At 71.5% G+C, this 11,298-nt stretch carries 10 protein-coding genes; 8 read left to right on the top strand and 2 right to left on the bottom strand.

Annotated elements, in window-relative coordinates; genetic code table 11:
- Nucleotides 1-70: 70 nt before the first annotated feature.
- Nucleotides 71-1,744, top strand: a complete 1,674-nt coding sequence (locus tag HSO01S_RS10145) for a DUF2079 domain-containing protein (protein WP_084361540.1) — start codon at nucleotides 71-73, stop codon at nucleotides 1,742-1,744.
- A gap of 67 nt (nucleotides 1,745-1,811) precedes the next feature.
- Here HSO01S_RS10145 and nagA read toward each other — a convergent pair whose 3' ends face one another.
- Nucleotides 1,812-2,999, bottom strand: a complete 1,188-nt coding sequence (nagA, locus tag HSO01S_RS10140) for an N-acetylglucosamine-6-phosphate deacetylase (protein WP_066041006.1) — start codon at nucleotides 2,997-2,999, stop codon at nucleotides 1,812-1,814.
- Complete coding sequence (locus tag HSO01S_RS10135; RefSeq protein WP_066041003.1) at nucleotides 2,996-3,358, bottom strand: YrdB family protein; 363 nt, start codon at nucleotides 3,356-3,358, stop codon at nucleotides 2,996-2,998. The genes nagA and HSO01S_RS10135 overlap by 4 nt, the downstream gene beginning before the upstream one ends.
- A 105-nt stretch (nucleotides 3,359-3,463) precedes the next feature.
- On the opposite strand from HSO01S_RS10135, the gene HSO01S_RS10130 reads away from it, so the two are divergent.
- The 7 genes from HSO01S_RS10130 (at nucleotide 3,464) to HSO01S_RS10100 (ending at nucleotide 11,291) form a co-directional block, all read left to right on the top strand.
- Nucleotides 3,464-4,693 carry an ROK family transcriptional regulator gene (locus HSO01S_RS10130; protein WP_066041000.1) on the top strand — a complete coding sequence of 410 codons (1,230 nt, stop codon included), beginning with the start codon at nucleotides 3,464-3,466 and terminating at the stop codon, nucleotides 4,691-4,693.
- Between the two features lie 75 nt (nucleotides 4,694-4,768).
- Nucleotides 4,769-6,046 carry an extracellular solute-binding protein gene (locus tag HSO01S_RS10125; protein WP_066040997.1) on the top strand — a complete coding sequence of 426 codons (1,278 nt, stop codon included), beginning with the start codon at nucleotides 4,769-4,771 and terminating at the stop codon, nucleotides 6,044-6,046.
- Nucleotides 6,047-6,174: 128 nt separating this feature from the next.
- On the top strand, nucleotides 6,175-7,164 hold the full coding sequence (locus tag HSO01S_RS10120; protein WP_066040996.1) for a carbohydrate ABC transporter permease: 990 nt from the start codon (nucleotides 6,175-6,177) through the stop codon (nucleotides 7,162-7,164).
- Nucleotides 7,161-8,003: a carbohydrate ABC transporter permease gene (locus HSO01S_RS10115; RefSeq protein WP_066040993.1), complete on the top strand. Its 843-nt coding sequence runs from the start codon at nucleotides 7,161-7,163 to the stop codon at nucleotides 8,001-8,003. The genes HSO01S_RS10120 and HSO01S_RS10115 overlap by 4 nt, the downstream gene beginning before the upstream one ends.
- Nucleotides 8,000-9,547: a beta-N-acetylhexosaminidase gene (gene nagZ / locus HSO01S_RS10110; RefSeq protein ID WP_066040991.1), complete on the top strand. Its 1,548-nt coding sequence runs from the start codon at nucleotides 8,000-8,002 to the stop codon at nucleotides 9,545-9,547. Before HSO01S_RS10115 ends, nagZ begins: the two co-directional genes overlap by 4 nt.
- Nucleotides 9,544-10,515 carry an ROK family protein gene (locus HSO01S_RS10105; protein WP_066040989.1) on the top strand — a complete coding sequence of 324 codons (972 nt, stop codon included), beginning with the start codon at nucleotides 9,544-9,546 and terminating at the stop codon, nucleotides 10,513-10,515. The genes nagZ and HSO01S_RS10105 overlap by 4 nt, the downstream gene beginning before the upstream one ends.
- Nucleotides 10,503-11,291, top strand: a complete 789-nt coding sequence (locus tag HSO01S_RS10100; protein WP_066040985.1) for a glucosamine-6-phosphate deaminase — start codon at nucleotides 10,503-10,505, stop codon at nucleotides 11,289-11,291. The genes HSO01S_RS10105 and HSO01S_RS10100 overlap by 13 nt, the downstream gene beginning before the upstream one ends.
- Nucleotides 11,292-11,298 lie beyond the last annotated feature (7 nt).

The raw sequence follows: 11,298 nt of genomic DNA, 5'->3' as shown, positions 1-11,298 counted from the left end.
GTGAGGCGGGCTGACGTCGGCGTCAGGGCGGGTCAGGGGCGCGTCAGCACGGGGGTCGCAGCATGGCCGCATGACGGTCATCGCCAGAACGCCTCCAGCGCCGGCCACGTCCTCCCGCTCCGAGAACGGGCAGACACCGGGGCGTCGACGCGCCGGCGCGCGCGGTGCCGCGGGCAGGTGGGGTGCCGTCGCCATCCCGTGGGCCGCCGCCCTCGCGCTCGCAGCGATGTTCTCGGCGCTCGCGCTTCAGCGGCACGCCCGCCTCCTCACGACGGGCTACGACCTCGGCATCTTCGAGCAGGAGGTGCGCTCCTACGCCGCCGGCCACCTCCCCACCTCGCTCCTCAAGGGCATCGACTACCCCCTCCTCGGAGACCACTTCTCGCCCATCGTTTCGCTGCTCGCGCCGCTCTACCTCGTGCATCCAGGCCCCGAGACACTGCTCGTGGGCCAGGCCGTGCTGCTCGCGCTGGGTGTCGCGCCGCTCGCCGGCTGGGCCGCGCGCAGCCTCGGCCCCGGAGCCGCCGCCGCGGTCGCCGCCGCCTACGGTCTCGCCGGCGGACTCGCCCACGCCATCGCCTTCGACTTCCACGAGATCGCCTTCGCGGTGCCCCTCCTCGCGTTCTCCCTCACCGCGCTCGGCCGCGGCAGGCTGCGCGCCGCCGCGCTCTGGGCCGCCCCGCTCGTGCTCGTCAAAGAAGACCTCGGCCTGACCGTCACGGCGATCGGCCTGCTCATCGCCACGCGCGCCTGGCGAACGGATGCACGGGGCCGGCTCCGCGGGCTGGCCACGGCCGCGTTCGGCGCCGCCGCCACGGCGATCGAGACGATGCTCGTCATCCCCGCCCTCAACCCCGCGGGCGGCAACAGCTACACCGGCCAGCTCACTCCCGCCTCCGCGGCCCATCAGCTCGCCACGCTGCTCACCGACGACACGCGGATCGGCACCGTCGTCGCGCTCCTCCTCCCCACCGCATTCCTCGCGCTCCGGTCGCCGCTCGTGCTTGCGGCGATACCGACGCTCGCCTGGCGGTTCCTCTCCGACAACCCGAACTACTGGGGAACGTCCTTCCACTACGACGCCGTGCTGGTGCCGGTCGTGACGGCCGCCTTCATCGACGGACTGATCCGCCTCCGACGGAGTGAGCGTCCGAACCTCGCCGCCGTTGGCCCGAGCCTCCGAACCTGGCACGGTCGCCCGAGCCCGAGCCCGAGCCCGAGCCCGAGCCCGAGCCCGAGCCCGAGCCCGAGCCCGAGCCCGCGAACCTGGCCCGGCCGCCCGAGCCGAACTGCCACCCGCACCGGCCTCGCCCTGGCCGCGAGCCTTGCCCTCGTGCTCGCGCTGCTGCCGGCTTCGCCCCTCGCCGCCCTCGTGTCGCCCGCGTTCTGGGCGCCGTCGCCGCACGCCGAAGCCGCCCGGAGCATCCTCGACCGCGTCCCCGACGGCAGCACGGTCGCGGCGTCGAACTCGCTCGCGCCGCAGCTGACCGCGCGGACGGAGGTGAGCCTCCTCGGCATCCTGCCCGTCGACGTCACCCGCCCCGACTACGTCGTCGCCGACACCTCGATCGCTCAGCAGTTCCCCGTGGGCGGAGCGGCGCTCGCCGACCTCGCCGCAGCAGCCGAGGTCTCCGGCTACCACCTCGCCGCCCGCGCCGACGGCGTCATCCTGCTCGAGCGAGAGCCCGAGGCGCCCCCGGCTGTCCTCGACCCGTCAGTTGTTGTCGCTAAGAAGGCGCGATAGCGACAACAAGTGACGGATCGAGGACAGTCGGGCGGGACGAGATCGCGCGAGGGCGAGAGAGCGTGGGCTAGGCGGCGGACGGCACCCGCGCGCCCGCCGCGAAGACCGCCTGCACCACGAACCCCTCGTCGAGCACCACGAGGTCGGCCAGGTGCCCGCGACGCAGGTACCCCAGCTCGTCATCCCGCCCCAGCACCCGCGCCGGGGTCGCCGTGAGCGCCGCCACGGCCTCCTGGGCTCCGACGCCGGCGGCCATCGCCCCGCGCAGCGCCGCCTCCTGCGTCAGCGTCGAGCCCGCGATCGTGCCGTCCGGCAGCGTCGCGCGCCCCTCGGCGACCGTCACGTCGCGCGTGCCCAACCGGTACGCCCCGTCGGCCGAGCCCGCGGCCGCCATGGCGTCGGTCACGAGCACGACCCGCCCGGGCGCGCTCCGGAACGCCAGCTCGATCATCGACGGATGCACGTGCACGCCGTCCGCGATCAGTTCGAGAGCGATCCGCTCGTCGTCGAGAGCGGCCATGACCGGCCCCGGGTCGCGGTGATGGATGCCTCGCATCGCGTTGAAGGCGTGCGTGAGCAGGCGCGCACCCCGGTCGAAGGCGGCGCGGGTCTGGGCGAGGTCCGCATCCGTGTGCCCGACCGCGACGATCGCGCCGGCCGCCGTGAAGGCGCCGATCGCACCGAGGGCGCCCGGCAGCTCGGGCGCGAGGGTCACCTGGGTGAGCCGGCCCCGGGCCGCGGCGATCAGCTCGGCGACGACCTCGGGCCGCGGCTCGATCAGTGCCGAGGGGTCGTGCGCCCCGCGCCGCGAGGGTGCGAGGAACGGCCCCTCGAGGTGCGCGCCGAGCACGAGCGGGTCGGCCTCGGCGATCGAGGCGACCACCCCGAGACTCGCGGCCAGCGTGGGAAGCGGGTTGGCGACGAGCGAGATCGCCGACCGGGTGGTGCCGTGCGCCCGGTGGAAGGCCAGCGCGGTGCGGATGCCCTCGGCGCCCTCGTCGAACGAGCCGCCCCCGCCCCCGTGCACGTGCAGGTCGATGAATCCCGGGGTGATCCAGGCGCCTTCCGCGTCGAACACCTCGAGGCCGCCCCCGCCGAGCATGCTGATCTCGGCCGCCAGGCTCCGCCAGGACTCCCCCGTGCCGGTCTCGGCGATCCGGTCTCCGGCGACGAGGATCCAGAAGTCGTCGGCGACGCCGTCGGCGTCGAGCTTCTTCGCTCCGTGGAGGAGGAGGGAGGCGTGCCGGCGGCTCACTGCAGTTCCTTGCGGCCGGCGATCACGCCGGTGACCACCGCGACGACCCCGAACACGAGGGCGACGATCGGCTGCCCGAGCATCAGCCAGGCGAGCGCGGCCGAACCCATGATCACGATCTCGACGAGCGCTTTGCCGAAGGAGTCGATGTGGAAGACGGCCCGGGGGGAGCGGAACAGCGCCCAGACGACGATCGCGAAGACGGGGGCGAGGATGCCGAACGCGAAGTTCCACGGGAACGGCCAGGCCACGAAACCCCAGAAGGCGAAGGTGAAGAACGCGAACAGCTCGACGACGAATCGCAGCACGTCGTTGACGCTGAACTTCAGGGCACGGTTCTGGTCGGTCGTATCGGGCACCCTGCAATGGTAGATCGTCACCGCCGTGTTTCGGGTTTGTAAAGAGTCCGCACGAATCCCGTCGAGGTCTTGATGTGAGTATGTTCGTACGCTTTACTAACAAACATGACTGCATCGGAAGTGCAGCGAAGCTCTTCCCGCACCGAATCGGCTCCGCCGACGACGGTTCAGGGCTTCGCACACGGAAAAGCCCCGGCCGGAGGCCGCACGGGCGCCCCGCGTCGGGCGCTCCGGCCCTCGTCGAAGGTTCTCCCCGAGCACGCCCGCAGCCACAACCGTTCGCTCGTGCTCCAGACGCTCTACCACGAGGGCTCCCGCAGCCGCGCCGACATCGCCCGGGAGACCGGCCTCACCCGCGTCACCGTCTCCGCCCTGGTCGCCGAGCTGATGGCCGACGGTCTCGTCGTCGAGCTCGGACAGCGCGAGGACTCGCGGCCCGGCAAGCCCGCCACCCTCCTCGATCTCGACCGCAGCGCCTTCGTGATCGTGGGCCTCGACCTCTCCGAGCACTCCACCTTCTCCGGCGCCCTGCTCGACCTCGACGGCGCGATCAGCGCCCGCGCCGAGGTCGAGCTCGCCGGCAGCACGGGCGACGAGGCCGTCGAGAAGGTCGTGGCCCTCGCCCGCACGCTCGTCGACCAGGCTCAGGCTCCGGTGCTCGGCATCGGCGTCGGCTCGCCCGGTGTCGTCGACCTCGCCGGCGTCGTGCTCTCGGCCCCGAACCTCGGCTGGAACGGGATGCCGCTGCAGAGCATCCTCGCTGCCCGGTTCGGCGTACCCGTGGTCGTCGCCAACGACGCGAACGCCGCCGTGCTCGCCGAGCACAGCTTCGGGGGAGCGGCCGGCGACGCGATGCTGATCACGATCGGTCACGGTGTCGGCGCGGGCCTGCTGCTCGGCGGCACTCCGCTGTTCGGCAGCCGCTTCGCCGCGGGCGAGATCGGCCACGTGGTGGTCGGCACCGACGGCGGCGCGGTCTGCGCCTGTGGGAAGCGCGGCTGCCTCGAGACCTGGCTCAGCATCCCGAACCTGATGAAGCGGCTCGACGAGCTGCCGGATGCCGATCACGACCGCGTGCTCACCGAGGCGGGCGAGCGGCTCGGCATCGCCCTGGCACCCGTCGTCGGCGCGCTCGACCTCAGCGAGGTCATCCTGAGCGGCCCCACCGAACTTCTCGACGGGCCCCTGGCGGCCGCCACCGTCGAGACCCTCCGCGCGCGCACGATGGCCGAGTTCCACGGCTCTCTGACGCTGCGGATGACCACACTCGGGCAGGACATCGTCCTGCGCGGAGCGGCCGTCATGGTCCTGTCCGGACAACTCGGGGTCTCGTAGCGGCCACGCCGCGAACCCTTGCACCGAGACGCCAGTGCCCAGCTGGCATCCATCGCCCTAGGAAAGGTACGAACAATGAGAAGGAAAGCACTCGCGGTCACCGCCCTCGGCATCGTGTCCGCGCTCGCACTCGCCGGCTGCGCCGGCGGCTCCTCGGGAGGCGGTTCCGCCGCCGGCGAGACCGCCGACCTCCGGGTCTGGCTGAACGGCACCGACACCCCGGATGCCGCGCGCGAGTACCTGAAGACCACGTTCGAGAAGGATCACCCCGGCTCGACGCTGACCATCGAGGAGCAGGCCTGGACCGGCCTGGTCGACAAGTTGACGACGAACCTCTCCGGCTCGGACAGCCCCGACGTCGTCGAGGTCGGCAACACCCAGGCCGCGGCCTTCACCTCGGCCGGCGCCTTCGCCGACCTGAGCGGCATCCAGGAGGAGATCGGCGGGGACGACCTGCTCCCCGGCTTCGTCGAGGCGGGCTCCTACGACGGCAAGCTGTTCGCCGCTCCCTACTACTCCGGCGCGCGGCTGGTGTTCTACAAGAAGGACCTGCTCGCGAACGCGGGTCTGACGGTGCCCACCACGCTCGACCAGTACGTCTCGAACGGGGTGGCGCTCGCGAAGGCGAACGCCGGTGTCTCGGGCATCTACTTCCCCGGCCAGGACTGGTACAACGCCCTTCCCTACATCTGGGAGAACGGCGGCGAGATCGCCACCGAAGAGGGCGGCACCTGGACCTCGTCGTTCTCGAGCCCCGAGTCGATCGCCGGCCTCAAGCAGGTGCAGGAGGTCATGACCCAGGCCTCGTCCGCGGCCAAGGACGGCAACGAGACCGACCCCCAGGTGCCCTTCTGCGAGGGTGTCGTCGCCAACCTGTCGGCGCCGAGCTGGGTGAAGAGCTCGATCCTCGCGCCCGCCGACTCCGCCGCGCCCGGCTGCCCGGACCAGGAGGCCAACCTCGGCGTCTACGCCCTGCCGGGCAAGGACGGCGGAGCGGCGCACGTGTTCGCCGGCGGCTCGAACATCGCCGTGTCGGCCAACTCGGCCCATCCGGAGCTCGCCACCGACGCCCTGAAGATCATGCTGAGCGACGAGTACCAGACGATCCTCGGCGAGAACGGCCTCGTGCCGGCCAAGATCTCGCTCGCCTCGACCCTCGGCACCGACGAGGTGGCGAAGGCGATCGGTGAGGCCGCGGCCAACGCGAAGCTCACCCCGGCGTCACCCCGGTGGGCCGACGTCGAGGCTTCGGGAGCGCTGCAGGACTTCTTCGTCGGCATCGCCCAGGGCGGCGACGTGCAGCAGCTCGCGACGGCGCTCGACCAGAAGATCGACGGCATCCTCAACTCGTAGGAGAGCCGTTCACCTGACGGTGGCCGGTGCGCCGCGCGCGAACACGGCCATCGGCCACCGTCAGCCCAGATGCCCATCGCCCTAGGAAGGTGAGAGGCACACCGCAATCGTAGTGGGAGTACCTACACATGACCTCGTCCGTGCTGCTGGTCAGGGAACACGAGTCCGGAGGCGTCCAAGAGCTTCCGCTCGGGCCCCGTCAAAAGAAGAACAGGGGCGGTTCGCGGGCCCGAGCCGGGCGGTTCACGCCGCTGATGCTGCTCGTGCCGGCCTGCCTCATCCTCATCGCGGTGATCGGCTGGCCGCTGGTGCAGCTGTTCGTGATGTCGTTCCAGGAGTTCGGCCGCGCGCAGGTCTTCGGTGCCCCCGCACCCTTCATCGGTGTCGACAACTACACCCGGGTGCTCGGCGACCCGCAGTTCTGGGCCGTGCTCGGCCGCAGCCTGCTGTTCTGCCTGGCCAACGTGATCACGGCCATGGTGCTCGGCACGCTCGTGGCGCTGTTGATGAACCGGGTCAACCGCTTCTTCAAGGCGCTCGTCTCGGTCGGGCTGCTGCTCGCCTGGGCGATGCCGGCGCTGACCGCCACGATCGTGTGGGGCTGGATGTTCGACACCCAGTACGGCGTCGTCAACTACCTGATGGAGGCGGTCTCCGGGCAGGACTTCTCGAACCACTCCTGGCTGATCGACCCGTTCAGCTTCTTCGTGGTCGCGACCATCATCGTGACCTGGGGGGCCGTGCCCTTCGTGGCCTTCACGATCTACGCCGGGCTCACCCAGGTGCCCGAGGAGGTGCTCGAGGCCGCGCAGCTCGACGGCGCCGGCGGGTTCCAGCGTTTCCGCCTGGTCGTCTTCCCGTACCTGCGCTCGATCTTCGTGGTCGTGATCATCCTGCAGGTGATCTGGGACCTCCGGGTCTTCACGCAGATCTTCGCGCTGCAGGGCATCGGCGGCATCAAGGAGCAGACCTCGACCCTGGGCGTCTACATCTACCAGACCTCGATCGGCGGCGGGAACTACGGGACGGGAGGGGCGATCGCGGTGATCATGGTCATCCTGATGGTCGCGATCTCGATCTTCTACGTGCGCCGCAGCCTCAAGGAGGAGGAGCAGTGACCCGCAAGCGCCTGAACGCCGTGCTGCTCGGCGCGGCCTCGATCATCGTCTTCCTGTTCTCGGTGTTCCCGGTCTACTGGATGGTCAACACCTCCCTGCAGCCCAACAACGAGATCCGCGGCAGCGTGCCGAACTTCGTTCCGCAGTCGCTCACCACGGCCAACTACGAGACCGTGCTGTTCGAGCCCGCGCGGGCGCAGTTCCTGCCCGCGCTCGGCAACTCGCTCCTGGTCACCGTCTCGACGGTCGTGATCGCGCTCGTCTTCGCGTTCCTGGCCTCCCTCGCGGTCACGCGGTACCGGTTCAAGAGCCGCAAGACCTTCATCTTCGCGATCCTGATCATCCAGATGATCCCGGCCGAGGCGATGATCGTCTCGACCTACCGGGTGCTCGACGGCTGGGGGCTGCTCAACACCATCGCCGGGCTCACCCTGGTCTACGTGGCGACCGTGCTGCCGTTCACCATCTGGACCCTGCGCGGCTTCGTCAACGGCGTGCCCGTCGAGCTCGAGGAGGCCGCGATGATCGACGGCTGCAGCCGCAGCGGCGCGTTCTGGCGGATCACCTTCCCCCTGCTGGCCCCCGGGCTGGTCGCGACCGGGGTGTTCGGCTTCATCCAGGCCTGGAACGAGTTCCTGCTCGCCCTGGTCGTGAACTCGCGGCCCGAGATGATGACGCTGCCGGTGTGGCTCCGCACCTTCCAGGTGGCGACCGGCACCACGAACTGGGCGGCGATCATGGCGGGGTCGACCCTGATGGCCATCCCCGTGATCGTCTTCTTCCTGCTGGTGCAGGGGCGGATGACGTCGGGGCTCGTCAGCGGGGCGGTGAAGGGATGAGCACGGCATCTTCTGCGGCACCTCCCGAGGCGCTCCGCCGCAGCATCCTCGGCACCCTGCTGCCGGGCTTCGAGGGGCCCGAGCTCCCCGAATGGGTCGAGCGGACGCTCCGCGAGGGTCTCGCGGGCGTGTGCCTGTTCGGCGAGAACATCGTCTCGCGCGAGCAGCTCCGCGCCCTCACCGCCGCGATCCGCGCGGCGAACCCCGGCGCCCTGATCGCCATCGACGAGGAGGGCGGCGACGTCACCCGCCTCTACTACGACCGCGGGGCGCCCTTCCCCGGCAACGCGGTGCTCGGCCGCCTCGACGACCTCGACGCGACGCGTGCCGTGGCGGCCGCGGTCGGCGCCGAGCTGCGCGACGCGGGTGTCAACCTCGACTTCGCGCCCGACGTCGACGTCAACTCCGACCCACGCAACCCGGTCATCGGCATCCGCAGCTTCGGCAGCGACCCGGTGCTGGTGGCGCGTCACGGTGCGGCCTGGGTGCAGGGCCTGCAGGCCGAGGGGGTCGCCGCGAGCATCAAGCATTTCCCGGGTCACGGCGACACGGCGCAGGATTCGCACCTCTCGCTCCCCACGGTCGACGTCTCGGTCGAGCTCCTGCGCGAGCGGGAGCTCCCGCCCTTCGCGGCCGCGGTGGCCGCCGGCGCGCTGACCGTGATGACCAGCCACATCCTGCTGCCGCAGATCGACCCGGACAACCCGGCGACGTTCTCGCCCGTCATCCTGAACGATCTGTTGCGCGGCGAGCTCGGCTTCACCGGGGTGATCGTGAGCGACGCGCTCGACATGGTCGGGGCGAGCGGCGTGATCGGCATCCCGGCCGCCGCGGTGCGCGCGCTGGCCGCGGGGTGCGACCTGCTCTGCATCGGAACCCGCAACACCGAGCAGCAGCTCGAGCAGATCGTGGTGCGGATCGCGGAGGCCGTCGACTCCGGGGAGCTCGAGGCGAGCCGGCTCGAGGATGCGAGCGAGCGGCTGGATGCCCTGACTGCGACGCTCGCTGCAGCGCAGCCTGGGGTTCGGATGGGCGATCGGCCGGAGGCGACATCAGAACCGGCACCGACCTCGCCGCCTGCAGCCGAACCGGATGCGCGGCCCGACCAGGACCGCATCGCCGGCACCTTCCGCGTCGCGCCCGAGGCCGGTGACCTGCTCGAGGGCCCGGGCTGGCTGCTCGTCCGCGTCGACACCGTCGCGAACATCGCGGTCGGCGAGGTCCCCTGGGGGCCCTTTGCGGCGCTCGAGGGATCCGCCACCGACCTCCCCATGCTCGCGGTGACGGAGCGCGACTGGCGCGACCGGATCGCTGACATTCCCGAGACGGCATACGTCCTCGTCGTCGGCAAGGACAACGAACGACGGCCCGAGGTCGTCGCCCTGATCGACGCCCTTCGCGACCGGCAGCGGAGGGTTATCGCGGCCGACCTCGGGTGGCCAGGAGAGGATCCGCGCTACGCCGGGCTGGCGACCTACGGCGCCTCGGCACTGGTCGGGGAGGCGCTCGCCGGGTACCTCGAGCACAAGGGGGTCCGCGCATGAGGCTGGGGCTCGACATCGGGGGCACGAAGACCGACGCGGTGGCCGTGGATGCGGCGGGCGTGGTCGTCGACCGCATCCGGCTGGTGACGGGGTTCGGCCCCGACGCGGTCATCCGCACCGCTCTCGAGGGCATCGACCGGATCGCTGCGGCGGTCGGGCTCACTCCCTCCGACGTCGAGACGATCGGCATCGGCATCCCGGGCCAGGTCGACGTCGGCACCGGCAGTGTCTCGCATGCCGTCAACCTCGGCTTCGACGAGCTCGAGGTGGGCGGACTGCTGGCCCGCGCGCTCGGGCGCGAGGTCAAGGTCGAGAACGACGTCAAGGCGGCGGCCCTCGGCGCGTACCACCTCATGACGGCCGGCGTCCCCGAGGGAGCGCCCCGGTCGATGGCCTACCTCAACCTCGGCACGGGGCTCGCGGCCGGCCTCGTGATCGACGGCGCCCTGTGGCGCGGAGCGCGCGGAGCGGCCGGCGAGATCGGGCACATCCCGGTCGATCCGGGCGGCGTGCTCTGCCCCTGCGGTCAGCGCGGCTGCCTCGAGACGGTGGCCTCGGGCTCGGCCATCGCCCGCCAGTGGGCCACCGACGACCCGATCCCGGCGCGATCGCTGCTCGCCGCGGCCGAGGCGGGCGACGAGGGCGCGCGGGCCATCCGCTCGCTGCTCGTCGACAACGTCGCCGCCGCCGTGCGGGTGCTCGTTCTGACCGTCGACGTCGAGACCGTGATGATCGGCGGCGGGCTCAGCAACCTCGGAGCCTGGCTGCTCGACGAGGTCAAGCGGGTTCTGGCATCCTGGGCGGGGGAGTCACCGTTCCTGGCCTCCCTGGAGCTCGACACGCGGGTTCAGCTCGTCCCGGCCGGCTTCCCGGCCGCGGCCGTCGGCGCCGCCCTCGTCGGAGCCCCCGCGACCCGGCCCTCCGGAGCACCCGCGGGAGAGAAGAGAGTGGCCACGTGGCAGAAGTGATCGTCGTCGGCAGTCGCAAGGCCGCCGGAGCCCTGGTCGCCGAGGCCATCGAGCGCCTCGTCGCCCAGCAACCGGATGCGGTGCTCGGCCTCGCGACGGGCGACACGCCCCTGCCGGTCTACCGGGCACTCGCCGAGCGGGTCCGGGCCGGTCTCGACCTCTCGGAGGTGCGCGGCTTCGCGCTGGACGAGTACGTGGGCCTGCCGGTCTCGCACCCGGAGAGCTACCACTCGGTGATCGAGCGCGAGGTCGTCGTGCCGCTCGGGCTCACCCCTGGATCGATCCACGTGCCCGACGGCCGGCCGCTCGGAATCGAGACGGCGGGGGAGCGCTACGAGGATGCGATCCTCGCCTCGGGCGGTGTCGACCTTCAGCTGCTCGGCATCGGCACCGACGGCCACATCGGCTTCAACGAGCCGGGCTCCTCCTTCGCCTCGCTGACCCGCGTGAAGACGCTCACCCGCCAGACCCGGGACGACAACGCGCGCTTCTTCGACTCGGTCGACGAGGTGCCCGTGCACAGCATCACGCAGGGGCTCGGCACCATCCTCCGGGCCCGGCGCCTCGTGCTCCTGGCGTTCGGCGCCGGCAAGGCGCACGCGGTGGCCGCGGCGCTCGAGGGCCCGCTGTCGGCCAGCGTCCCCGCCTCGGCGATCCAGCTGCACCCGCGCGCGACCGTCGTGGTCGACGAGGAGGCGGCGAGCCGGCTGACCGAGCTGGAGTACTACCGCGACGCCTTCGCGCAGAAGCCGATCTGGGATCCCGTCATCCTCTGACCCGAGC

It is taken from the genome of Herbiconiux solani NBRC 106740, from assembly GCF_001571005.1.
Classification (GTDB): domain Bacteria; phylum Actinomycetota; class Actinomycetes; order Actinomycetales; family Microbacteriaceae; genus Herbiconiux; species Herbiconiux solani.
The sequence above is the reverse complement of the archived record's forward strand: the minus strand, read 5'-3'. Positions and strand labels throughout refer to the sequence as shown.

Bases quoted from the DNA above. Each gene is read 5' to 3' on its own strand.
- HSO01S_RS10145 (WP_084361540.1), top strand. From the start codon at position 71: ATGACGGTCATCGCCAGAACGCCTCCAGCGCCGGCCACGTCCTCCCGC.
- HSO01S_RS10130 (WP_066041000.1), top strand. From the start codon at position 3,464: ATGACTGCATCGGAAGTGCAGCGAAGCTCTTCCCGCACCGAATCGGCT.
- HSO01S_RS10125 (WP_066040997.1), top strand. From the start codon at position 4,769: ATGAGAAGGAAAGCACTCGCGGTCACCGCCCTCGGCATCGTGTCCGCG.
- HSO01S_RS10120 (WP_066040996.1), top strand. From the start codon at position 6,175: ATGACCTCGTCCGTGCTGCTGGTCAGGGAACACGAGTCCGGAGGCGTC.
- nagZ (WP_066040991.1), top strand. From the start codon at position 8,000: ATGAGCACGGCATCTTCTGCGGCACCTCCCGAGGCGCTCCGCCGCAGC.
- HSO01S_RS10105 (WP_066040989.1), top strand. From the start codon at position 9,544: ATGAGGCTGGGGCTCGACATCGGGGGCACGAAGACCGACGCGGTGGCC.